Annotated in this window: 20 protein-coding genes and 2 tRNA genes; 13 read left to right on the top strand and 9 right to left on the bottom strand. The window is 64.7% G+C overall.

The annotated features are described in order from the left end of the window. The first annotated feature begins 245 nt into the window (after positions 1-245). From gyrB to ACVWY0_RS16300, 7 genes are all read left to right on the top strand, one after another. On the top strand, positions 246-2,336 hold the full coding sequence (gyrB, locus tag ACVWY0_RS16330; protein WP_252600903.1) for a DNA topoisomerase (ATP-hydrolyzing) subunit B: 2,091 nt from the start codon (positions 246-248) through the stop codon (positions 2,334-2,336). A 59-nt stretch (positions 2,337-2,395) separates the two neighbouring features. Then, the gene (gene gyrA / locus ACVWY0_RS16325) at positions 2,396-5,074 is read left to right on the top strand and encodes a DNA gyrase subunit A (protein WP_485837604.1); all 2,679 of its coding nucleotides are present in this window, start codon (positions 2,396-2,398) and stop codon (positions 5,072-5,074) included. Further along, a complete protein-coding gene (locus ACVWY0_RS16320; protein ID WP_485837603.1) occupies positions 5,071-5,742 on the top strand; it encodes a DUF3566 domain-containing protein in 672 nt (223 codons plus the stop codon). Before gyrA ends, ACVWY0_RS16320 begins: the two co-directional genes overlap by 4 nt. A 99-nt stretch (positions 5,743-5,841) precedes the next feature. Further along, positions 5,842-5,915 (top strand) — tRNA-Ile (locus tag ACVWY0_RS16315). Positions 5,916-5,984: 69 nt separating this feature from the next. Next, a complete protein-coding gene (locus tag ACVWY0_RS16310) occupies positions 5,985-6,101 on the top strand; it encodes a DLW-39 family protein (protein ID WP_210412373.1) in 117 nt (38 codons plus the stop codon). A gap of 72 nt (positions 6,102-6,173) precedes the next feature. Beyond that, a tRNA-Ala gene (locus ACVWY0_RS16305) sits at positions 6,174-6,249 on the top strand. A gap of 70 nt (positions 6,250-6,319) precedes the next feature. Continuing rightward, the gene (locus tag ACVWY0_RS16300) at positions 6,320-7,264 is read left to right on the top strand and encodes a DMT family transporter (protein ID WP_485837602.1); all 945 of its coding nucleotides are present in this window, start codon (positions 6,320-6,322) and stop codon (positions 7,262-7,264) included. A 20-nt stretch (positions 7,265-7,284) separates the two neighbouring features. Here the strand turns inward: ACVWY0_RS16300 and ACVWY0_RS16295 are convergent, their stop codons facing one another. Next, positions 7,285-8,160: a glycosyltransferase family 2 protein gene (locus tag ACVWY0_RS16295; RefSeq protein ID WP_463859178.1), complete on the bottom strand. Its 876-nt coding sequence runs from the start codon at positions 8,158-8,160 to the stop codon at positions 7,285-7,287. A gap of 136 nt (positions 8,161-8,296) precedes the next feature. Then, positions 8,297-9,274, bottom strand: coding sequence for a hypothetical protein (locus tag ACVWY0_RS16290; RefSeq protein ID WP_485837601.1), 978 nt, complete (start codon positions 9,272-9,274; stop codon positions 8,297-8,299). 155 nt (positions 9,275-9,429) lie between these two features. Here ACVWY0_RS16290 and ACVWY0_RS16285 point away from each other — a divergent pair, with 155 nt between their 5' ends. The 3 genes from ACVWY0_RS16285 to ACVWY0_RS16275 all read left to right on the top strand — a co-directional run bounded on the left by ACVWY0_RS16285 (position 9,430) and on the right by ACVWY0_RS16275 (position 11,992). Beyond that, on the top strand, positions 9,430-9,975 hold the full coding sequence (locus tag ACVWY0_RS16285) for a peptidylprolyl isomerase (protein WP_160675985.1): 546 nt from the start codon (positions 9,430-9,432) through the stop codon (positions 9,973-9,975). Between the two features lie 8 nt (positions 9,976-9,983). Continuing rightward, complete coding sequence (locus ACVWY0_RS16280; protein WP_485837600.1) at positions 9,984-10,865, top strand: rhomboid family intramembrane serine protease; 882 nt, start codon at positions 9,984-9,986, stop codon at positions 10,863-10,865. A gap of 653 nt (positions 10,866-11,518) precedes the next feature. After that, on the top strand, positions 11,519-11,992 hold the full coding sequence (locus ACVWY0_RS16275; RefSeq protein WP_485837599.1) for a carboxymuconolactone decarboxylase family protein: 474 nt from the start codon (positions 11,519-11,521) through the stop codon (positions 11,990-11,992). 224 nt (positions 11,993-12,216) lie between these two features. Here ACVWY0_RS16275 and ACVWY0_RS16270 read toward each other — a convergent pair whose 3' ends face one another. Continuing rightward, positions 12,217-12,849, bottom strand: coding sequence for a DNA-3-methyladenine glycosylase I (locus ACVWY0_RS16270; RefSeq protein WP_485837598.1), 633 nt, complete (start codon positions 12,847-12,849; stop codon positions 12,217-12,219). Positions 12,850-12,868: 19 nt separating this feature from the next. Further along, positions 12,869-13,123: a cell division protein CrgA gene (locus ACVWY0_RS16265; protein WP_463919701.1), complete on the bottom strand. Its 255-nt coding sequence runs from the start codon at positions 13,121-13,123 to the stop codon at positions 12,869-12,871. A gap of 175 nt (positions 13,124-13,298) precedes the next feature. On the opposite strand from ACVWY0_RS16265, the gene ACVWY0_RS16260 reads away from it, so the two are divergent. From ACVWY0_RS16260 to ACVWY0_RS16250, 3 genes are read left to right on the top strand one after another with little or no spacing between them, the layout of a single operon-like run. After that, positions 13,299-14,099 carry a class E sortase gene (locus ACVWY0_RS16260; protein ID WP_485837597.1) on the top strand — a complete coding sequence of 267 codons (801 nt, stop codon included), beginning with the start codon at positions 13,299-13,301 and terminating at the stop codon, positions 14,097-14,099. Positions 14,100-14,101: 2 nt separating this feature from the next. Continuing rightward, entirely contained in the window at positions 14,102-14,272 is a 171-nt protein-coding gene (locus ACVWY0_RS16255) for a hypothetical protein (protein WP_485837596.1), read from the top strand. After that, positions 14,269-14,910: an aminodeoxychorismate/anthranilate synthase component II gene (locus ACVWY0_RS16250; protein WP_252600925.1), complete on the top strand. Its 642-nt coding sequence runs from the start codon at positions 14,269-14,271 to the stop codon at positions 14,908-14,910. Before ACVWY0_RS16255 ends, ACVWY0_RS16250 begins: the two co-directional genes overlap by 4 nt. Before the next feature lie 98 nt (positions 14,911-15,008). Here ACVWY0_RS16250 and pknB read toward each other — a convergent pair whose 3' ends face one another. The 5 genes from pknB to ACVWY0_RS16225 are packed head-to-tail and all read right to left on the bottom strand — an operon-like array spanning position 15,009 to position 23,114. Next, positions 15,009-16,946: a Stk1 family PASTA domain-containing Ser/Thr kinase gene (gene pknB / locus ACVWY0_RS16245; protein WP_485837595.1), complete on the bottom strand. Its 1,938-nt coding sequence runs from the start codon at positions 16,944-16,946 to the stop codon at positions 15,009-15,011. 15 nt (positions 16,947-16,961) lie between these two features. After that, entirely contained in the window at positions 16,962-18,638 is a 1,677-nt protein-coding gene (locus ACVWY0_RS16240; protein WP_485837594.1) for a protein kinase domain-containing protein, read from the bottom strand. Next, positions 18,635-20,095, bottom strand: coding sequence for a peptidoglycan D,D-transpeptidase FtsI family protein (locus tag ACVWY0_RS16235; RefSeq protein WP_485837593.1), 1,461 nt, complete (start codon positions 20,093-20,095; stop codon positions 18,635-18,637). The genes ACVWY0_RS16240 and ACVWY0_RS16235 overlap by 4 nt, the downstream gene beginning before the upstream one ends. After that, a complete protein-coding gene (locus ACVWY0_RS16230) occupies positions 20,092-21,480 on the bottom strand; it encodes an FtsW/RodA/SpoVE family cell cycle protein (RefSeq protein WP_485837592.1) in 1,389 nt (462 codons plus the stop codon). The genes ACVWY0_RS16235 and ACVWY0_RS16230 overlap by 4 nt, the downstream gene beginning before the upstream one ends. Further along, positions 21,477-23,114, bottom strand: a complete 1,638-nt coding sequence (locus tag ACVWY0_RS16225; RefSeq protein ID WP_485837591.1) for a PP2C family protein-serine/threonine phosphatase — start codon at positions 23,112-23,114, stop codon at positions 21,477-21,479. The genes ACVWY0_RS16230 and ACVWY0_RS16225 overlap by 4 nt, the downstream gene beginning before the upstream one ends. Positions 23,115-23,116 lie beyond the last annotated feature (2 nt).

Genomic DNA, 23,116 nt, shown 5'->3' with positions numbered 1-23,116 from the left:
CATCAACGTCCCGCGACGCCCGCCGGAATGCGGGTTTGCAGCCCATTTCACGATAGAATCACAGCAGATAACTGGGCGCCGGTGAAACGTTGACTGAGTCCGTTTTCCGCACGCTCTCCGCAGGCGGACTTCGGTCCTGCACGTCGACGTATCCGTCAGCGCCATCAGCTTGTGCCTGTTGGCGGATGCTTTCCCCTGGAAGGCCGCCGCCGGCCATCATCGAAAAAGAGGAGTCGACAGCACCTGTGGCTAACGACAATACAGATACCCAGGCAGTGGAACGCGCAACGGAGGACGTCCCTACCCCCGATACGCCGGCGGAGGCCGTGACACCCCGGGAATACGGCGCAAGCGACATCACCGTACTTGAGGGCCTCGAAGCCGTCCGCAAACGCCCGGGCATGTATATCGGCTCCACCGGGCCGCGCGGCCTGCACCACCTGGTCTATGAAGTCGTGGACAACTCTGTTGACGAGGCGCTGGCCGGGTACTGCACGCACATCGAAATAGTCCTGCAGGCCGACGGCGGCGTCAAAGTTGTAGATGATGGCCGCGGCATCCCCGTGGACATGCATCCCACCGAGCACAAACCCACCGTGGAAGTGGTTATGACCATCCTGCACGCCGGCGGCAAGTTCGGCGGCGGCGGTTACGCAGTCTCGGGCGGCCTCCATGGCGTGGGTATCTCCGTGGTGAACGCGCTCTCCAGCAGGGTGGACACTGAAGTGCGGCGGCAGGGCAACGTCTGGCGGATGTCCTTCGCCGACGGCGGCAAGCCCCAGGGCGGGCTGGTCAAGGGCGAAGAGAGCGCCACCACCGGCACCACCCAGACCTTCTACCCGGACGCGGGAATCTTCGAATCCACGGAATTTGATTTCGAGACGCTCCGCGCCCGCTTCCAGCAGATGGCCTTCCTGAACAAGGGCCTGCGGATCACGCTCACGGACGAGCGCACCGCAGCGTCGAACGCGGACGCCAATGAGGACCTTAACCTTGACGTCGTGGTCACCGAAGGTGAAGTCACCGCTGAGCACCGCACCGTGGTGTACCAGTACGACGACGGACTGCTGGACTATGTGAAGCACCTGAACTCGGGCAAGAAGGTTGATGTTGTCCACGAGGACGTCATTTCCTTCGAAACCGAGGACACGGAACGGCACATCGCGCTGGAGATGGCGATGCAGTGGACCAACGCGTATTCCGAGAGCGTCCACACCTACGCCAACACCATCAACACCCACGAGGGCGGCACCCACGAAGAGGGTTTCCGCGCCGCGATGACCTCCCTCATCAACCGCTACGCGCGGGAGAAGAGCATCATCAAGGAAAAGGACGACAACCTCACCGGTGACGATATCCGTGAAGGCCTCACGGCGGTCATCTCCGTGAAGCTGGCCGAGCCGCAGTTCGAGGGCCAGACCAAGACCAAGCTCGGCAACTCCGAGGTCAAGGGCTTCGTCCAGCGCGTTGTCACCGACGGCCTGGGCGACTGGCTGGAACGCAACCCCGGCCCCGCCCGCGATGTCATCCGCAAGGCTATTTCCGCGGCCCAGGCCCGGATGGCCGCCCGGAAGGCCCGTGACAATGCGCGCCGCAAGAGCCCGCTGGAATCCTTCGGGATGCCCGGCAAGCTGTCCGACTGTTCTTCGAAGGATCCCGCCCGCTGCGAGGTGTACATCGTGGAGGGCGACTCCGCCGGCGGTTCCGCCAAGCGCGGCCGCAACCCTGAAACCCAGGCCATCCTGCCGCTGCGCGGCAAGATCCTGAACGTGGAGCGGGCCCGGCTGGACAAGGCCCTGGGCAACACCGAGGTCCAGTCCATGATCACCGCGTTCGGCACCGGCATCGGCGAGGACTTCGACCTCAGCAAGCTCCGGTACCACAAGATCGTGCTGATGGCCGATGCCGACGTTGACGGCCAGCACATCACCACGCTGCTCATGACGCTGCTGTTCCGCTACATGCGCCCGCTGATCGAAAACGGCTACGTGTACCTGGCGCAGCCCCCGCTGTACCGGATCAAGTGGTCCAACGCGCCGCACGACTACGTCTTCAGTGACAAGCAGCGCGATGCCAAGCTCCTGTCCGGGCAGGCCGCCGGCCGCCGTATTCCGAAGGACAACGGCATCCAGCGCTACAAGGGCCTGGGCGAGATGGACTACACCGAGCTGTGGGACACCACCATGGACCCGGACCACCGGACCCTCCTGCAGGTCACCATGGACGATGCCTTGGCAGCGGACCAGACCTTCTCCACACTGATGGGCGAAGACGTGGAGTCCCGCCGAAACTTCATCCAGCAGAACGCCAAGGACGTCAGGTTCCTGGATATCTAAACGGTTCACCGAGTAGATATTCCAAGCCCGACATATACCTGAAACGGAAAGTATAAACGATGAGTGACGAGACACCCGAGAACCCGGCGGAATCCGCCGATCTTCCGGAAGCCGTTCTTGAAGGCGACGTGCTGGTTGACCGTGTGGAGCAGGTGGACCTGCAAACGGAAATGCAGCGATCGTACCTGGACTACGCCATGGCCGTTATTGTGGGCCGTGCCCTTCCCGATGTGCGCGATGGCCTCAAGCCCGTGCACCGCCGTGTGCTGTACGCGATGTTCGACGGCGGTTACCGGCCGGAACGGTCGTTCAACAAGTGCGCCCGTGTGGTGGGCGAGGTCATGGGCCAGTACCACCCCCACGGCGACACCGCGATCTACGATGCGCTGGTCCGCCTGATCCAGGACTGGACCATGCGCTACCCGCTGGCCCTGGGCCAGGGAAACTTCGGTTCGCCGGGCAATGACGGTGCCGCCGCCCCGCGGTACACCGAAACGAAAATGTCCCAGCTGGCCATGGAGATGGTCCGCGACATCGACGAGGAAACCGTCGACTTCCAGGACAACTACGACGGCAAGAACCAGGAACCCACCATCCTGCCGGCGCGTTTCCCCAACCTGTTGGTCAACGGTTCCTCCGGCATTGCCGTGGGCATGGCCACCAACATTCCGCCGCACAACCTCCGCGAAGTAGCTGACGGCGTCCAGTGGTACCTGGCCAATCCGACGGCCAGCCGTGAGGAACTGCTCGAAGAGCTGCTGCTCCGTATCAAGGGACCCGATTTCCCCACCGGCGCGACCATTCTCGGCCACAAGGGCATTGAGGACGCGTACCGGACGGGCCGCGGCTCCGTGACCATGCGCGCCGTGGTCAACGTCGAGGAACTCCAGGGCCGCACGTGCCTGGTTGTCACCGAACTGCCCTACCAGGCCAACCCGGACAACCTGGCCATCAAGATCGCCGAACTGGTCAAGGACGGGAAGATCTCCGGCATCGCAGACCTCCGCGACGAGACCTCCGGCCGCACCGGCCAGCGGCTGGTCATTGTCCTCAAGCGCGACGCCGTGGCCAAGGTAGTGCTGAACAACCTCTACAAGCACACCGAGCTGCAGAGCAACTTCTCCGCCAACATGCTGGCCATCGTGGACGGGGTTCCGCGCACGCTGAGCCTGGACGCCTTCATCCGCCACTGGGTAACGCACCAGCTTGACGTCATTGCGCGCCGTACCCGCTACCGCCTGCGCAAGGCCGAAGAAGAGGCGCACATCCTGCGTGCCCTCCTGAAGGCACTGGACGCGCTGGATGAAGTCATTGCGCTCATCCGTGCGTCCAACACCACCGAAGCCGCGCGCGACGGACTGATGCAGCTGCTGGACATCGACGAACTGCAGGCCCGGGCCATCCTGGACATGCAGCTGCGCCGCCTGGCAGCCCTGGAACGCCAGAAGATCCAGGACCGCCATTCCGAACTTGAGGCCCTGATCGCCGAGTACAACTCGATCCTTGCCTCCGAGGAACGCCAGCGCGAAATTATCAGCACCGAGCTGGGCGAAATCGTGGCCAAGCACGGTGATGACCGCCGCACCAAGATCCTGATGGGCTTCGACGGCGACATGTCCATGGAGGACCTGATCCCCGAAGAGGAAATGGTTGTCACCATTACCCGCGGCGGTTACGTCAAGCGCACGCGCAGCGACAACTACCGGTCGCAGCAGCGCGGCGGCAAGGGCATCAAGGGCGCCCAGCTCCGCGGCGACGACGTAGTGGAGCACTTCTTCGTGACAACCACCCACCACTGGCTGCTTTTCTTCACCAACCTCGGCCGGGTCTACCGGGCGAAGGCGTACGAACTGGTGGAGGCCGGCCGTGATGCGAAGGGCCAGCACGTCGCCAACCTGATGGCCTTCCAGCCGGACGAGCACATCGCCCAGGTCCTGGACATCAGGGACTACGAGCAGGCCCCTTACCTGGTGCTGGCCACCAAGCGCGGCCTGGTCAAGAAGACCCGGCTGGAGGATTACGACACCAACCGCTCCGCCGGCGTTATCGCGATCAACCTGCGTGACGAGGACGAGCTGGTTTCGGCGCAGCTGGTCTCCGAAACGGATGACCTCATGCTGGTGTCCCGCATGGGCCAGTCCATCCGCTTCACCGCCACCGACGATGCCCTGCGTCCCATGGGCCGGGCCACGTCCGGTGTCACGGGCATGAAGTTCCGCGAGGACGATGAACTGCTGGCGGCTGACGTCGTCACGGACGGTTCGTTTGTCTTTGTCGTCACCGAGGGCGGGTACGCCAAACGCACCGCGGTGGAGGAATACCGCCTGCAGGGCCGCGGCGGCCTGGGCATCAAGGTGGGCAAGTACCAGGAGGAACGGGGCCACCTCGTGGGCGCCCTGATTGTCCAGGAAGAGGATGAGGTCCTGGTGGTCATGGAAGGCGGCAAGGTTGTCCGTTCATCAGTGGCCGGCGTACCTGCCAAGGGCCGCGACACCATGGGCGTTATCTTTGCGAAGCCGGACAAGAATGACCGCATCATTGAAGTGGCCAGGAATAGCGAACGCGGCCTCGAGGGCGAAGAATCCGCGGACGATGACGTAACGTTGGCTGAAGAGGCCGGGTCCCCCGAGGGATCCGCAGGGTCAGTATCAACGGCAGAAACATCACCGGCTGTTGAGTCAGAGGACGCCTCCGGCGACGCTGAGCCGAACGAAGACTACACCGGAGGTAACGAGTGAGTAATCCCGACTCATATCCCAAACCGAGCAGCAATGTCCCCGGCGGAACGCCGCCGCCCGCGGCAGCACCCCGGATAAACGCCCCCGCCCGTCCGCAGCAGCGCCCACCGGCCCCTACCGGTGCGCCGGGGCAGCGTCCGGCCGTTCCCGGCCAGCGCCCTGCGGAGGATCGCGTTCCGGCAGGCCAGGCAGGCCAGCGTGCCGGGCAGGGCAGGCCTCCGGCAGGCCAGACCAGCCAGCGCCCAGTGCAGGGCCGGTCGCCGCAGGGCCAGCCCGGCCTGGTCAAGCCTGCACCCAAGGCCAAGGTCAGGCGTGCACGGCTGCTTGTCAGCAAGGTGGATCCCTGGTCAGTCCTGAAGATGGCGTTCCTCCTGTCCGTGGCGCTGGGAATCGTCACCGTCGTGGCCGCCATCGTCCTCTGGACGGTCCTGGACCTCACCGGAATCTTTGACCAGGTGGACAGCCTCCTGGGCACCCTGGCAGGCTCCGAAGGCGGCGGGTTCGAACTGAAGAAGGTCGCATCCCTGGGCCAGGTGGCTTCCTTTGCCACAATCATCGCCGTGGTGAACGTTGTCCTGCTGACGGCGCTGTCCATGCTGTCAGCGGTGCTTTACAACATCTCCGCAACGCTTGTTGGCGGCATCGGCGTTACCCTCACGGACGACTGAAAACCCATGATTTCACCGGAATTTCTCCGGCGAAATGCCTCGATTTGAGATCGGGCCGGGATGTGCTGTAAAGTCATGTCTCGGCCCGATGAGGCATCGGGGCGTATAGCTCAGGCGGTTAGAGCGCTTCGCTGATAACGAAGAGGTCCCAGGTTCAAGTCCTGGTACGCCCACGGAACCTGTGCAGGTTCGAAGGAAGGTTTGGTTTGCTTCACGGCAGGCGGGACCGGAACGGGGAGCATGTGAAGAAGTTGCTGGTACTTGCAGCTGCGATCGCAGGCGTCCTGCTCTACAGGAAAGCACAGGAATCCGAGGCCCGGAAAACAGTCTGGAGCCAGTCGACCGACAAGGTCGAATAGGCCGGATTCCCGGACCGGGAGCTTGCAAAAGGCTCCATGGTTCTAGGGTATGATTGACGGGTTGCTTCTTATGGGGGCATGGCGCAATTGGTAGCGCACCTGCTTTGCAAGCAGGGGGTTCGGGGTTCGAGTCCCCGTGCCTCCACCATAAGGAAGTCCCGGACAGCCGAAACGCTGTCCGGGACTTTTTCGTTAATGCAGAACAGTAGGGTTGAACGGTGAACCTCCTTCTTGCGGCCCTTGGGGTCCTGGGCGTAGCTTCGTCCGGGCCGTTGATCGCCGCGACCCTCGGGGCCACCACCGTCAGCGCCCTCGCCATCGCCTTCTGGCGCAATGCCATCGGGGCCGCAGTGATGGCCACCCCCACCCTGGTCAGCGAACCCCGGCAGTTCGGCCGGATCACCGGTCCTGAGTTCCGCTGGGCGCTGCTGGCCGCCGTCGCCCTGGCCCTGCACTTTGCCTGCTTCGTCACCTCCCTCCAGCTCACCTCCGTGGCGGCCGCCACCGCCCTGGTCTGCCTGCAGTCGGCGTGGATCGCGGTCTTCCAGCTGTTCCGCGGTACCAGGCACCGCTGGCAGGTGCTGGCAGGGCTCGGGATCGCCTTTGGTGGCGTTGTCACCATCACCGGGTTCGACATGGGGTCCTCGCCTGACGCGCTCCTGGGTGACCTCCTGGCCGTCGCTGGCGGAGCCCTGGCCGGCCTCTACACGCTCGCCGGCGGCAGGGCCCGGCAGACCATGACCACGGGAACCTACACCACGCTCTGCTATGGGATGTGCGCGGCCATTGTGGCGGTCCTGGCGCTCTTCAGCGGCCAGCCACTGGTGGGGTTCGACGCCGTTGGCTGGGTGGGGATCCTGGCGATCACCGTGTGTGCCCAACTGGTGGGCCACACAGCCTTCAATCACCTGCTGGCCACCATGAGCCCGCTGCTGGTATCGATGATCATCCTGCTGGAGATCCCCGGCGCAGCCGTGCTGGCCGCGGTCTTCCTGCACGAGACCCTGCCCGCAGGCACCTACGGCGGGCTGGGGCTCATCCTCGTGGGCCTCGCCGTCGTGGTTCTGGGACAGCGGTCAGGCTTCAGGAAACGGCGTGAAGGTTCCGCCGCGCGTGGGGATGAACCGCCGTCGGACCGTCTGGCTGAACTCGGAACGGACTGAGGCCCGGCCGGAAGGCGGGCTTATTGGCCGCCGCGGCGGACGGGCTGGGCGGTGTTGACCGTGTGGATGGCCCGCAGGAGTTTCGCCGGGAAGTAGACCGAGAAGAACACCACCATGGGTGCCTTGAGGGCCATTTTCTTGACGTTGTGCGCTTTGTACGTGCGGTCGAAGCGGGTCACGTAATACCGGTAGTCCCGCGGTGAATCCTCGAGCCGGCGGGCGGACATCCCGGACACCATCTGGGGCCAGTACTGGACTTTGAGTTCGTGGTCGGCGAGGTGCAGGGAGAGGTCGATGTCCTCGTGCATCTCGTCCTTCTCGTCACGGCAGGTTTCGTCCCGGATGGTTTCCCATGCCGTGGCGCGCAGGGCCATGTTGGAGCCGAACAGGAAGTGGTACTGGTGCTTGGCGAGCTTGAGCATCAGCTGGCGCATCTTGTCGTCTGCCTTGAGCCCGAACCGCCTCATCGGCATGTCGTAGTAGACCACCGGTCCGGTGGCTGCTTGGACTGACGGGTCAAAAAAGGCCTTCTGGACCTGTTCCACCCAGTCCGGCTCGACAACCGAATCGGCGTCAATGCGTCCCAGGATGTCGCCGGTGGCGTGGTTGAGGCCAAAATTTCGGGTGGGAATCAGGCCCTGGTCCCGGTCCTGGCTGAGCAGGATGATGGGACTTTCCGGATACTCCAGCTGCATCTGCGCCACGATGGCGGCGGTGCGGTCAGTGGAGAGGTTGTCCACCACGATGATCTCGTGGGCCGGCACCGACTGGTACACCGCAGCGATGAGACACTGCCGGATGACACTTTCCTCGTTGTAGGCCGGGATGACAATGGACACGCGCGGCAGCTGAGCTGCGTCGTTCAAGGCATCCCCAGAGGATTTATCGGCTGACATCAGTTCAAATTTAGCACCGATCGGGATTTGTCCTGCCAGCGACTGGGTCCGGCCCGGACAAACACTGGGAAAACACTGAAGGGGCCCCGCACCAGGCGGAGCCCCTTCAATGGACGGTGCGGCGGCGCCGGAAGTGCTAGTTGCTGCTCTTGTCCGCGGAACCGTTCATGTTGGCCGCAATGTTCTTGATGGCGGTCTTGGCATCGGTGGACGCCTTGGACGCCGCGTCTGCCGATTCGTCGGCGACGTGCTTGGCCTTCTCGGCCGCGTCCTCCGTGGTGTCCTTGGCGTCCGCGGCAACATCCTCTGCCTGGCCGGCCACGGCGTCAGCGGCCGAAGCCGTGGCGGCTGCAGCCTTGTTGGCTGCGTCCTCGGCCGTGTCCTTGGCATCGTTCACTGTGGTGGCAGGAACCGGCGCCGGAGTGACAGGAGAAGGGGTCTTCCACGGATCTTCCACGGGCTTGGAGGCCTTCCAGGCCGCGACGCCGGCGGCGACGGCTGCGGCGATGATGCCGAACACCAGCCAGCCGCGCTTCTTGGGCTTCTGCGGCTGGGCGATCTGGACGCCTACAGCCTTACCGGCTTCGTGCGCGGCGGCCTTCAGCTGGGTGCCGGCCGTCTGCGCCTGTTCCTGGAGGGAATGCACTACGCCGGAATCGGCAAGCCGCTGGGCAACCGCGTCCACGTGGGACGGCGCGCTTTCCAAGGTGCGGTGCACGGCGTCGGACGCGTGGCCGATCTGGTCCGAAAGGCGCGGCAGGTATTCCACCACCACGCGGTCCCGTGCGTTCTGGATAACGGGAGTGGCCTTGTCCAGGGCTTCGTACAGGCGCGGAGTGGCGACCTCAACGGCGTCGTGGATTTTCGGGGCGAGCTGGGCAAGCCCCTCCTGGATGCGCGGTGTCACTGTTGCGACGCCGTCGGCAAGGTTGTGGGCCGCGGTCTTGAGCCCTTCCTGGATTTTGGGAGACGCGGTGTCCAGGCCATGCTGCAGGCGGGGAACTGCCCAATCCACTGCTGCTTCCACGCGGGGGGATGCCCAGTCCTTGGCGTTCTCAACTGCGCTGTTGACTGACTGTTCAAGGTCACGGGCAATACGATCCGATTTCTTCACAACTACCTCCCGATTAATGTGACGGTTCTGTTGTTAGCCTACGTGCCTTGACCTGCACGGGCTATTCTTCCAGCGGATTTCCGGCTGATTTCACCCAGCGCGGAACTGCCGGTCCAGCCCCTTCCGCGTTGACCTGCCGTGAAAGAATGGGCGGTATGACTGCAATCGCAACTGCAAAAGCAACCATCCACACGAGCCTCGGCGACATCGTCGTTAATCTCTTCGGCAACCATGCGCCGAAGACGGTCAAGAACTTCGTTGGCCTGGCCACCGGGGAGCAGGCCTGGACCCACCCCGAGACCGGTGAGGACAAGACTGGCACGCCGCTGTATGACGGCACCATCTTCCACCGCATCATCAAGGACTTCATGGTCCAGGCCGGCGATCCGCTGGGCCGCGGCGTGGGCGGACCTGGCTACAAGTTTGACGACGAAATCCACCCCGAACTCAGCTTCAACGCCCCCTACAAGCTGGCCATGGCCAACGCCGGCATCCAGGCGGGCAAGGGCACCAACGGTTCGCAGTTCTTCATCACCACCATCCCCACCGACTGGCTGCAGGGCAAGCACAGCATCTTCGGCGAGGTTGCTGACGAGGACTCCAAGAAGGTCGTCGACGCCATCGAGGGCGTCCGCACCGGAATGGGCGACCGCCCGGTTGAGGACGTCACCATCAACAGCATCGACATCGAGCAGCTCTAACCCATCACATGAGCTACGGAATTCCGGCGGCTGAGCCGTCCGCGCAGGTTCCGGTGTGCCCCAGGCACCCGGACCGGCCCTCCTATGTGCGCTGCCAGCGCTGTGGCCGCCCAGCGTGCCCGGACTGCCAGCGGGCGGCCGCCGTCGGATTCCAGTGTGTTGACTGCGTCAACGAAACAAAGCGCACGACGCCGGCGGTCAAGACTGTCTACGGCGGCGCCGTGGCAACCGGCAAACCAATAGTGACGTTTGGAATTATCGCCCTGTGCGCGGTGATGTACGTTCTGCAATGGGTGGTCCCCGGCGAGTGGATCTACCAGAACCTGGCGTTCGCCAATGTTTTTGCCACTCCCGAATTCGGTGAGTTCGAACCGTGGCGGATGCTGACGGCGGCGTTCCTGCACTCCCAGGGATTCATCCTCCACATTGTGCTGAACATGTACATGCTGTGGATTTTCGGCCAGGCACTCGAACCGCTTCTGGGCCGGGTCCGCTTCCTGGCGTTGTATCTCATCTCTGCCATCGGAGGGTCTGTCGGCTATCTCTTGCTGACCCCCGGCTACGTGCCTGGCGTGCCTCTTGCCGGAGTGGTGGGAGCCTCAGGGGCGATCTTTGGACTCTTCGGGGCGATGCTGCTGGTACAGCGGCACCGCGGCGGGGATACGCGGCAACTGTGGGTCCTGATCGCCATCAACGGCGTGATCGGATTTGTGGTCCCCCAGATCGCCTGGCAGGCGCACCTGGGCGGGCTCGTCACAGGCGCCCTTTGCGCTGCCGTGATTGCATACACGCCCCGGGGCCCACGGCAGGGCCTGCTGCACGCGGCCGGACTGGTCGCCGTCGTTCTCCTGCTGGCCCTGGCGAGCTGGCTCCGCGTCACGGCCGGTTGACCGTCCGGGTCCTTGGGCCCAGCTCCAACAGACCGCTTAGACCCCGGTGTCCCAACGGACACCGGGGTCTTTTCTGTGCCTCGTGAGGCCTCGCACCGCGCTGCCGTTCACTTGCTGGGTGCGTCCCGGCGTGCGAGCAGCCCGTGGTCCGCGTCAGGACCATGACGACGGCGCAGAAGTTATCCACAGGGGTTATCCACACTGTTGGTAACTTACACGGGTGTAGTTCAGGATTTCGATGTGCCCCTGCTCCCGAGTGTCCGCCCTTTTGCCGGATTTGATCATCCGGTTGTCCACAATTGTGGACAACACCCGGGGATGCGCCTGTGGTTAAGTGGAAAAACGCGCCATTTGAGCCCGACCTGTGGATATCCTGGCAATTTCCCGCGCCGGGGGCCCATAGGAGGGGATCCGGCCTGCCCGTATCAACAGGGTTATTCACAGTGTTAACAACTTACAGACATGTAGTTAACCTTCGGTGTTTCCCCGACTGGGGCACCTGAGGGGTCCGCGCGGGCCGTCCTGTGCATTGTTATCCACAACTGTGGATAACTTGTGGGTAGTCCAGTGTTAGTAAGTGGATAACACGCGTGTGTGCGAGGGTGTTCCTACGCAGCATCGGACCCAACAAGCTTCCAGCCAGGAGGACCGCCTTGAGCGCCACCGCAACAACCCAGCACATCTACCTCGACAAGCAGCACCCCGCGGTATGGCGCGCTCTCAACGGTCTGGGGCTGAAAGTGCGCGAAGCCGCCGACGCGGCCGGGATTGAGCGCAAGACCATAGAGCTGCTCAACGTGCGGATCTCCCAGATCAACGGCTGCGCCTTTTGTCTCGACATGCATGTGCGGGACGCCGTGGAGGCCGGGGAGAGCCACCAGCGGCTAGCTGTCCTGCCGGCCTGGCGCGAGACGGCCCTGTTCATGGACAAGGAGCGGGCGGCCCTGGCCCTGGCCGAATGCATCACCGAACTGCCGGACCACCGGGCCCGCGAGCTTGAGGAAGGATATGCCCGTCAGCACCTCAGTGCGGATGAATTTTCTGCGGTCAGCTGGCTGGTGATCACGCTGAACGCCTTTAACCGGGTGTCCATCACCAGCCACCATCCGGTCCGCCGGGACCGCTGAGCAGGCCACTCCGTTCCGGGCAGTGTGAATTATCCACAGCCAATCCACATTGTTAATAACTGTCCGTCCGAGCGCTTTGGATCCGGTCCCGTGCGCCATGGCCTGCACAGGCGGCAGTCGCTTCCGGCGCCGGGAAAGTTATGCACATTGTGGATAACTTTCCCAACAGCTGTGGACAACAGGCGCCGGCGGAGCGTCCGGTCAGCTCCCCGCGGAGCGGCAGGTCAGCCGGTCCAGACGCCTGAGGATCCGCGCCGGTGGCTGTCCAGAAGATGGGTGTCCACCATGCCGATGGCTTCCATCAGCGCGAACATGGTGGTGGGGCCAACGAACGAGAATCCGTGCGTCCGCAGCGCCTTGGACAGCGCCAACGATTCCGGTGACTGCGTGGGGATCTCCGCGTGCGTGACCGGCTGGGGAGTGGCCCGGGGCTGGAACTGCCACACGAAGTCAACCAGGCCTTCCCGCTCGCGCAGCGCGATGGTGGCCCGGGCGTTGGTGATGGCGGCACGGATCTTGAGCCGGTTGCGGACGATGCCGGGATCCTGGAGCAGGCGCTGAACGTCCGCTTCCGTAAAAGCGGCAACAGCGTCCGGCTGGAAGTCGAGGAAAGCCTGACGGAAGGCAGGGCGCTTCCGGAGGATCGTTGCCCACGAGAGACCTGCCTGGAAGCCCTCAAGGCAGATGCGCTCGTACAGGCCTTGTTCGTCCCGGACGGGCAGGCCCCATTCGGAGTCGTAGTACTCGCGCAACAGCGGATCCATGGCGGCCCACGGCGGACGGGCGAGGCCGTCGTCGCCCAGGACAGTTCCGTCCACACCCTCGTTTAGGGGCTGGGCGGCGGCCGCGGGAGTCATGGGGGTCCTGCGGTCAGGTTCAGGAACGCCAGCGCGTGGTCATCAGGAAGCCGATGATGGCAATGCCGAAGCCGGCCACGATGTTCCACGACTCCCAGGCCTGGACAGGGAACCGGCCCTCGCTGATGTAGAACGTGATGATCCAGAAGAGCCCGATGATCATCAGGCCGAACATCACCGGCTTGAACCAGACAGCGTTGGGCTTATACGTCTGCGCCCCGGAAGCGGGCTGCGCGGCGTTGGAAGTCTTCTTGCGTGGCTTTGACTCGGGCACGTGCTCTCCTTGGCGGACTGGAGCAAGCTCGGCGTCGCGGGCTTGATATCCTGCAAGAAGGAAGTTGCCAGCGGTCTGCGCGATCTTGGTCAAATCTGGATTCTTACTAGCAGTCAATTCTAGCCGTAGTTCAGGGCACTCAAACGCCCATCGCGGCCACCCCGGAGGAGAACGCGTGGTATTGCAGGAGAGGGCGAGGCGCGCCGCTAGGAGGCCCGCCCGTGCGGCGCCCGCCCGCGCTTCCATTCTGCGGGGGACCGTGCAGGTGCTCGGCGAACTGCTCATCACGGCCGGCATTATCCTCCTGCTTTTTGTGGGCTGGCAGCTGTGGTGGACCAACATCGAATCCGACGCCAAGCAGAGCGCGGTTATCAAGGAATTCGCCCAGGGGCTGGGCGGTGCGGTGCCGGCAGGCTCCGAACCGGACCCAGCGGCAGCGCCCGTGGATTACGGCACCCCGCCCGTTTCCGCGGCGCCAGGCCATGCCGGCACCATCGGCATCATGTACATCCCGCGGTTTGGCCCGAACTACACCCGGCCCATCGTGCAGGGAACCACCGGGGATGTCCTGGATACGCTGGGGCTTGGCCATTACGCCAACACGGCCATGCCCGGCGCGGTCGGCAACTTCGCTGTGGCCGGTCACCGGCAGACGCACGGTGCCGTCCTGGACAATATCCACACCCTTGTCCCGGGGGACAAAATCTACGTCCAGACCAAGGACGGCTACTACATCTACGTCTTCCGCAACAACCAGATTGTGATGCCTTCCCGGACCGATGTCCTGGAACCGGTCCCCACCCGCCCCGGCGTCACTCCCACCGAAAGCTTCCTCACCATGACCAGTTGCAATCCGCGCTTCGGCGCCGAGGAACGCATTATCGCCTATGCGCTGCTGGACAGCTGGCGGCCTGCCTCGGCGGGCCCGCCGGCCGAGATCGCCGCCCAGGTGGCCGCAGCAGTGGGAGGAAACTGAGTATGTACGGTTGGATTTTCCGCCACCTGCCGGGTGCCCTCTGGCTGCGGATCCTCACGTCGCTGGTGCTCATCGCCGGCGCACTGATCCTGATGGTTCAGTTCCTGTTCCCCTGGATGTCCGGGTTCACCGCATTCACCGACTCAACGATTGGTTCTGCAAGCCAGCCATGACCACAACCAAAATCCTGGTCGTAGACAACTACGACAGCTTCGTTTACACCCTGGTGGGCTACCTCCAGGAGCTCGGCGCCGAGACCACCGTCGTCCGCAACGACGACGTGACCCTCGCTGAAGCCATCGAGATGGCACAAACGCGCGACGGCGTCCTCATCTCACCCGGTCCGGGAAACCCCGCCGAGGCGGGGGTGTGCATTGAATTGATCAAGTGGTGCGGCGCGAATAACAAGCCGATGTTCGGTGTGTGCCTGGGCCATCAGGCCCTGGCCGAAGCCTACGGCGGCACGGTGACCCACGCGCCGGAGCTGATGCACGGCAAGACGTCGCTGGTGGAGCACAACGGCACCAGCGTCTTCGCCGGACTCCCCTCCCCCGTGACAGCGACGCGCTACCACTCGCTGGCAGCGGTAAGGGATACCATCCCCGACGTCCTGGAGATCACCGCCGAGACCGCGACCGGCGTCGTGATGGGCCTGCAGCACCGCACTGCACCGCTGTGCGGGGTGCAGTTCCACCCGGAGTCGGTCCTGACCGAAGGCGGCTACCAGATGCTGGGCAACTGGCTCGAATCACTGGGAATGGCGGGAGCCGCGGCGCGGGCCTCCACGCTGAGCCCGCTCATCCAGCACTGACCGGAACACACGAACAACGCGGGGTCACTTCGCGCCCATGTTCCCCTTCGGGATGGGCGCGAAGTGACCCCGCGTTGCTATAAGGAGCGGGTGGAGGTTTAGCCCTTTTTAGTGGGTGTCGGCGTGGCCGTAGGCGATGGCGATGGCGGCGGGGCCGGTTCCTTGGCCACCACAATATTGATCGTCTTGCCCTGATCGACGGCGGCATTCACGGGGTCACTTTGATCCGTGACCCGGCCCGCCTCCACCTGGGAGTTCTCCACTTCCTGGACGTTTGGGACCAGGCCCAGTTCCTTCAGCGCCGTTTCCGCCTCGGCACGCGTGCGGCCGCGCAGTTCAGGCATGGACACCTTGCCGGTGGAAATCACGATCTCCACCGTGGTGCCCACCCCCACCATCTGGCCCGGTGCCGGGCTGGTGGTAATCACCCTGCCGCCGGGAACGGTGGCGCTGTTGGCTGTGGTGGTGGAAGGGGCTCCCACGAGTCCTGCCTGGCGCAGGATGTCCCGCGCCGCGGCTTCTGTCTGGCCCGGAAGGTTCTCCGGAATCTTGACGGCGCTTGGGCCTTCAGAGATGTTCAGGATCACCTCCGCATTGGGATCAACCGAGGTTCCGGCCACCGGGTCAGTGCCGATGGCCGTCCCGCTGGGTATGGTCTCGTGTTTGTTCCGCTTGATCTTCGGGCGCAGGTTGGCACCATAAAGTTCTTGCAGGGCCGCCGACTCCGTCAGGGCCGCCACCGCCGGGACCGCCACCTGGGGCGGCGGGGGCGCAGGCCGGTTTACGGTGCTGTACAGCCAGAAACCGCCGCCGCCAAGAACCAGCAGGGTTAAGATCACCAGCGTGGCAATCCACGTACGACGACGGGACTTCTGACGGGCGGTCCGCTCACGTTCCGGCGCGAAGCCCAAGGGCAGTTCATCGACATCCGACTGTCCCAGGGTGGCGGCCGCCATGACCGGTACGCCGTCAGTCCGGGTGTCGTCCGCGTTGCGCGGCCGGCCGGTGGGGTCATCGTCCAGGAAGCCGGCTCCGGTGAGCCCGAACGCCTCTGTCACGGGCGGGCGTTCCGGCGTTGGGACGTGGTCGTTGGGATCGGTGGGGGCTTCGGTTGCGGCCAGCGCGGGCACGGACACGCCCGCCCGGGCGGCGCGCAGCGCACGCCGGAAGGCGGCCGCGTCCTGGAAACGGTCCGCCCGGTTCTTCTGCAGAGCCTTGGCCAGGACACTGTCCAGGGCGGCCGAGACCTCCGGGTTCACGCTGCTCGCGGGCTCCGGGATTTCCCTGACGTGCTGGTACGCCACGGACACGGGGCTGTCACCAACAAAGGGCGGGCGAGCCGTGAGCATTTCGTACAGCAGGCACGCTGCGGAGTAGAGGTCGCTGCGCGCATCCACTGTTTCGCCCCGAGCTTGCTCGGGCGAGAGGTACTGGGCAGTGCCCACCACGGCCTGGGTCTGCGTCATGGTGGCGGATGAATCGGCGATGGCCCGGGCAATCCCGAAGTCCATGACCTTCACGGAATTGGAGCCGTCGCAGTACATCACATTGGCAGGTTTGATGTCCCGGTGGACGATGCCCGCCTTGTGGCTGTATTCAAGGGCAGAGAGCACACCCAGGCAGAAATCGATGGCCTGGTCAATGCTGACTTCCTTGGCCCGGATCAGGTCGCGGATGGTCCGGCCCTCGACAAACTCCATCACAATGTAGGGCACGCGGACACTGTCCTCCGAGCCGTCCGGAACCGTATGTTCGCCGGTGTCGTAAATGGCGACGATGGACGGGTGGTTCAGCGCTGCAACGGACTGCGCTTCCCGTTTGAAGCGCGCCTGGAACTGCGGATCACGGGCCATATCCGGGCGAAGAAGTTTGATGGCAACGGTCCGGCCAAGCCGGGTATCCACGCCGCGGTGGACATCCGCCATCCCTCCACGGCCGATGATTCCGCCGAGTTCGTAGCGGCCGCTCAGGACACGCTGGTTATCCACCGGGAGGCTGTCCTCCCGGTGGAGTGGGGTGCGGGCCGAATCACTCACTGTCAATCCTGGCGGCTAAGGTGCGCAGGTTGCGGGCAGTCCCGGCAGTTGGCCGGGGTTGCACTTGGGCAGGGGGGACGGGTCAGCAGAGGCGGCCGGCGACGACGGCGGAGTGGTTGGCATGGTGGCCGGGACAGGGACGGCGTAGGTCACGGTCACTTCAGCTCCCTTGGGCACGGTGCCCGTGGGGTTGACCTGCAGCACCGTTCCGGCAGCGGAGGTACTCTGCTGCGGGATGACCCGCACAGAAAGGCCCATGGTTTCGAGCGTCCCCTGGACCTGACGGTAGTCCTTCCCAAGGTAGGCCGCCGAAATGATGTCCACCGTGGTGGGGGTGGGCGTTGGAGTGGGCGTGTCGGTGGTCCGGCTGGGGGTAGGCGTAGCGGACGCCGAGGTCTTTGTCGGGCTGGCGCTGGTGGACGGCGGGTTGCTTGACGGCGAGTTTGTGACGGTGTTGGCCGGGTTAAAAATCCCCTGCTGCGTCAGGAAGAACCCCACCAGCGCGAACAGGACCAGCACGATCAGGGCGACCAGCGGCCACGTCCAGGGGCTGCGGCCGCGACGGTCGGGCTCGTCGGCCGGCTCGTCGTCGTACTTCTCTTCCTCCTGCACCCAGCTGCGCTCCGCAGCCAGGGCGTCCGCACGCGAAAGCGTGCTCCCGGCTCCTGTGGCTGCGTCCGCAGCCGCGGCGCCGACTGCAGCGCCGCCGGCAGCGGCACCAAGCACGGGCAGGGCGGACGTCGACGTCGTGTTGCTGTCCTTCTGGGCGATGACGCCGGTGGGTGCCGTGGCAATGTCCACCGGCGCGGTAATGGGGCCCGTGGTTGCCTCAAAGAGCAGCATGCCGGGAACCGCTGCGTGCGCGGCGTCAATATCGCCGTTGCGGATGGCCTCGGCGGCTTCGGACAGCTTGATGGCGTTGGCCGGGCGGTTCTTGGGGTCCTTGGCCAGCATGGACATCAGCAGCGCGCGGACCGGTTTGGGGAGAGTCTCCGGAAGCGGCGGCGGGGCGTCGTTGACTTGGGCCAGGGCAATGGCGATCTGGGATTCGCCGGAGAAGGGCCGGTGCCCGGTGAGGCACTCGTAGCCGATCACGCCGAGTGAGTAGATGTCCGAGGCGCCGGTAGCGGTCTGTCCGGTGGCCTGCTCGGGGGCGAGGTACTGGGCGGTGCCCATTACCTGGCCTGTCTGTGTCAGCGGGACCTGGTCGGCCAGGCGGGCGATGCCGAAGTCGGTGACCTTGACCCGGCCGTCGGGTGTGATCAGCAGGTTGCCCGGCTTGATGTCGCGGTGGACCAGCCCCTGGGCGTGGGCGACGGAAAGTGCGCGGGCGGTCTGCGCCATCATGGACAGCGTCCGGTCCGGGGACAGTACCTGCTCGTGCTCGATGATGCTGCTCAGCGGTTGGCCCGGAACGAGCTCCATGACCAGGTAGGCGGAGCCATCCTCCTCGCCGTAGTCAAAGACATTGGCGATGCCCACGTGGTTCAACAGGGCGGTGTGGCGTGCCTCGGCGCGGAACCTCTGGAGGAAACCGGGGTCACCGGTGTATTCCTCCTTGAGTACCTTGATGGCGACAATCCGGCCCAGGACCTGGTCCTTGGCCTTCCAGACCTCTCCCATCCCGCCGATCGCAATCCGCGTGGTCAGCTGGAATCTGCCGCCGAGGGTGATTCCCGTTGTAGGCCTCACTTATTCAACACCGCCTCAAAAATCTTCTTCGCGTTCGGACTGGTTAGCTGTGCGCCGGTGGTGATGTCTACGCCTTCCATGACGATGGTGACACTCACCTCCGGGTTGTTCGCCGGGGCAAACCCGGTGAACCATGAGTTGTTCAGGCCGTTGCCCAGTTCAGCGGTTCCGGTCTTGCCGGCCACTTGGACACCGGGGACGGCCGCCCCGCGGGCTATGCCCTGGCTCACCGCACTGGTCATCCATTCGGTGATCTGCCGGGCAATTTCCGGGGTAGTGGACGTCCGGAGCGCTTCAGGCTGGGGCTCGTCAATGACCCTGAGGTCCGGGGACCGCACGGTCTTGACCAGGCTGGGGCTCATCTGGACGCCGTTGTTGGCGATGGCCGAGGTCATCAAGGCGATCTGCAGCGGAGTGGCGCGCACGTCCTTCTGGCCGATGGCGGACTGGGCCAGGCCTGGCCCGTCCAGCTCATCGGGGAATCCGCTGCCCCTGGCGTGGGCGAGCTTCAGCTGGTCGCCCAGATCCTCGCCGAAGCCGAACTTTGCCGCCTGCTCGGCGATGGCGTCGCGTCCAAGGTCGAGGGCAATGCTGGCGAACGGCGTGTTGCAGGACTGCTGCAGGGCGAAGGCAAAGCTGGCCGTGCCCTGGGTGTAGCAGTTGCCCCCGGCGTAGTTCGGCAGTTTGTACTGGATCCCCGGGAAGGGCATCTCAGCCGGATTGGGGAGCACGCTGTCCTTGTTGTACTTCCCGGAGGCGAGGGCCGCCGCGGTATCCACCAGCTTGAAGACTGATCCCGGAGCGAGCAGCTCGCCCGTGGGTCCGCTGACATTCTGGTTCAGGTTGATGCCGGGAACCTTGACCAGCTCATTGATGTTGGTGGATTCGGCCTTGGCGTCCTGGGTGGCGATCAGGTTGGGGTCATATGACGGCTTGGACACCATGGCCAGGATGGCGCCGGTCTTGGGATTGGTGACCACAATGGAACCCCGCTGGCCGTCCGGGATGAGGTCGTAGGCGAGCTTCTGGATGGCGGGATCGATGGTGAGTTCCGCCGAGGCGCCCTTCGGCTGATTGCCCAGGAAGAGCTGGCCGATCCGGTCGAAGAACTGCTGGTCTGAGCTGCCCGCCAACTGGGCGTTCATCGCAACTTCCAGGCCGGTGGCACCGTAGTTCTTCGAGAAGTAGCCCGTGATGCCTGCATAGAGTGCCGGCTGTGCGTAGGTCCGCTGGAACTGGCAGACCTCGGACGTGCCTTCCACCGATTCGGCCACGGGGTCCCCGCCCACGATGATGGCGCCGCGGTCGTTGCAGTAGTTCTGCAGAATGGCGCGCTGGTTCAGGGGGTTGTCCTTGAGGTCATCGGCACCCACTACCTGGACGAAGCTGATGGCGCCGAAGATCAGGGCAAACATGGCGATCGCTGCCACCCAGGAATTACGGATTGCTTGGTTCACGCTTGTTTCACCGCCTCGGTGGGAGTATCAATTCCTGCAGGTTCCGCGGCGCCGCCGGGAGGAAGTGGTGTTGTATCCACCGGTCCCCGCGCTGTATGGGAGATCAGCAGGAGCAGGCCAACGATGATCCAGTTGGCCAGCAGCGACGAACCGCCGGCGGCGAGGAACGGCGTGGTCAAGCCGGTCAGCGGGATCAGTCGTGTGACTCCGCCGATCACCACGAAGCACTGAAGGGCAATGGCGAAGGAAAGTCCGCAGGCCAGCAGTTTCCCAAAGGCATCTCGGGTGCCCAGCGCTGCCCGGAAACCTCGTGTGAACAGCATGACGTACATCAGCACCACGGCGAACAGTCCGATCAGGCCCAGCTCCTCGCCGATGGACGCGATGATCATGTCGCTGTTGGCGAAGGGGACCAGGTCCGGCCGGCCCTGGCCCAGGCCGGTACCCACCAGGCCGCCGTTGGCCATGCCGAAGAGTCCCTCGATGACTTGCCGGCTGCCGGTCTCGTACACTTCCGGGCTGAAGGCGTTCAGCCAGCCATAGATGCGGACTTCGACATGGGAAAACACCTGGGCTGCCACGAAGCCGCCGCCCAGGATGAGGCCCACGCCAATAACCACCCAGCTGATACGGCTGGTGGCCACGTAGATCATCACGATGAACAGGCCGAAGAACAGCACGGAAGACCCGAGGTCGCGCTGGAAGATCAACACGCCGATGCTCACCAGCCAGGCGGTGATCATGGGCCCCATGTCCTTGAACCGGGGGAACTGCAGCGGGCCGATCTTGCGGCCGGCCAGCAGAATGAGGTCGCGGTTGGAGGAAAGATACCCGGCGAAGAATATAGCCAGGGTGATCTTGGCGATCTCACCCGGCTGGAACGTCATGGGACCCACCCGGATCCAGACCCGGGCGCCCAGGATTTCGCCGGCCGAGATGCCGGGCACCAGCGGAAGAATCAGCAGGAGCGCGCTCACAGCCAGCGAGATGTAGGTGAAACGGCGGAGCACCCGGTGGTCCTTGAGGAACCAGATCACGCCAACGGCCACTGCCATGGCGATCAGGGTCCAACGCAACTGGTTGTTGCCGGTGTCCTCCCCGGGGGCGTCAAGGCGGTGGATCATGGCAAGACCCAGACCATTGAGTGCAACCACCAAAGGAAGTATTACCGGATCGGCATATTTTGCCCGGATCCGCAGGACTACGTGGAAGACCAGGGCGGCCACCGCGAGGAGGCTGGACTGGAACCAGAAATCGGAGTCGAACGCCTTCGCCTGGTCAACGCCCACCAGCATGTTGGCGCCGATGCCCACAGACAGGGCGAGGACCAGCAGCAACAGTTCCACGTTGCGCCGGGGCTTGGGGATGGTGCTGAGCTGGCTCACTGGCCCCCCTCACAGACGGTAGTGGGGGTGGGCGAGGCGGCAGGGGCCGGCGCTGCCGCAGGAGCGGATGGGTTCGGCAACGGGGCAGGTGCGGTGGGTGTTGCAGCCTGCGCAGTTGTTGGGGCCGGAGTGGGCGAGGGGGTCAAGCACTCGTCCGGCGGAGCAATGGTGCCGGTGCCTTCAAGATTCTTCACAATCCGCTGGGCGTCGTAGAGGTCACGCGCGGGAACTGTCTGCCGGACGCGCTGCTGGGAGAACTGGGGCAAGGAATCCATCCGGATCTCTGTTACGGCTTCGAGGGTTGAAAGCTGGAGGGGACCAAGCCGCTGCGACACACCGTTGTAGATGGCCACACGGGAATCGTATTCCCCGATGTAGTAGCGGGTCTGGGTCCAGGCGTAGCCGAGCCAGAGGCCCACGGTCAGCACCACCAGCACGGACGCGGCGATGGACATGGTGACCCAGCGGCGGGGTTTGGGCCGCCCCAGGACGTCATCCGCCTCCGCAACGGGCGCGTCGGCCTTGTGTGTCAGGACGGTGGCGGCCCGGCGTGCCACGGTGCGGCCGGCGATGGTGGGAATGGAGCCGGACTCGGCAGCAGTGGCCGCAGCACCGACAAGTTCGTGCGGGCGCGATGCGAGTTCCTGCCGCAGGACTTCGGCCGAAAGGTGCTCGCCGAGATGGGGGTCGGTGGAAGGCGGGGGTTCCGCGGCAACTGGCTTTTCGGGGGGTTTGTCGGCGGCGGGCATTTTGTCGTCGGCCGCCTCGGGGTCCGGTGAAGCGCTGGCCGCGCCGCCGTCCGCGACGGGGGCTTCGGTGAGCAGCTGTGAAGGGATGATGTCGACGGCGGCGGTACTGACGTCGTCGGACGTTTCCTCGGTGATTTCCACCATGACCACGGTGACGTTGTCCGGTGAGCCGGCTTCCAGCGTCAGGTTAACCAGGGTTTCGACGCACTCACGCAGGTCTTTTGTCTCGCGGACGGTCCGCTCCACCACATGTCCGGCCACATAGTTGAGCCCGTCCGAGCACAGGAGCCAGCGTTCCCCGGGCTTGACGTCCAGGGTGTCCAGATCCAGCTCGGGGCTGGCGTCGACGTCGCCCAGGACGCGCATGAGGACGTTTTTGTGCGGGTGGGTTTCGGCCTCTTCGGGCCGGAGCCGGCCCTCATCGATCAGCCGCTGGACGAACGTGTGGTCCACGCTGACCTGTTCAAACTCGCCATCACGCAGGCGGTACGCCCGGGAGTCGCCGATATGCGCGAAGTGCAGCTTGCCCTCGGCGAGCAGCAGGGATGTGACGGTGGTGCCCATGCCGGCGAGCTTGGGGTTGATGTGCACCAGCTCGGATAGCAGGGAGTTGGCCGTCTGGATCTCGTCGGCGAGGACCGTGCCGGCGTCGCCGTCGTAGTCGCCGTGGTCCAGGTGCAGCATGTCCAGCACGGTGGCGGCGGAGGCAACATCTCCGCCTGCGTGGCCACCCATGCCGTCCGCGACCACTGCCAAATGGCGGCCGACGTACGCCGAGTCATCATTCTTGGCCCGGATGCGTCCCACATCCGAGCGCGCGGCATAGCGCATGATGAGGGGCCGCTGGACGGGTGTGGCCCCGCCGGCGGGAATGTCAGCGGCCATGG

This window comes from Arthrobacter sp. UYNi723, from assembly GCF_054057635.1.
The sequence above is the reverse complement of the archived record's forward strand: the minus strand, read 5'-3'. Positions and strand labels throughout refer to the sequence as shown.

Excerpts from the sequence above, each read along its gene's own strand:
- ACVWY0_RS16280 (WP_485837600.1), top strand. The coding sequence starts at position 9,984 with ATGAGCTACGGAATTCCGGCGGCTGAGCCGTCCGCGCAGGTTCCGGTG.
- ACVWY0_RS16255 (WP_485837596.1), top strand. The coding sequence starts at position 14,102 with ATGTACGGTTGGATTTTCCGCCACCTGCCGGGTGCCCTCTGGCTGCGG.
- ACVWY0_RS16270 (WP_485837598.1), bottom strand. The coding sequence starts at position 12,849 with ATGACTCCCGCGGCCGCCGCCCAGCCCCTAAACGAGGGTGTGGACGGA.
- ACVWY0_RS16250 (WP_252600925.1), top strand. The coding sequence starts at position 14,269 with ATGACCACAACCAAAATCCTGGTCGTAGACAACTACGACAGCTTCGTT.
- ACVWY0_RS16295 (WP_463859178.1), bottom strand. The coding sequence starts at position 8,160 with ATGTCAGCCGATAAATCCTCTGGGGATGCCTTGAACGACGCAGCTCAG.
- ACVWY0_RS16225 (WP_485837591.1), bottom strand. The coding sequence starts at position 23,114 with ATGGCCGCTGACATTCCCGCCGGCGGGGCCACACCCGTCCAGCGGCCC.
- ACVWY0_RS16285 (WP_160675985.1), top strand. The coding sequence starts at position 9,430 with ATGACTGCAATCGCAACTGCAAAAGCAACCATCCACACGAGCCTCGGC.
- gyrA (WP_485837604.1), top strand. The coding sequence starts at position 2,396 with ATGAGTGACGAGACACCCGAGAACCCGGCGGAATCCGCCGATCTTCCG.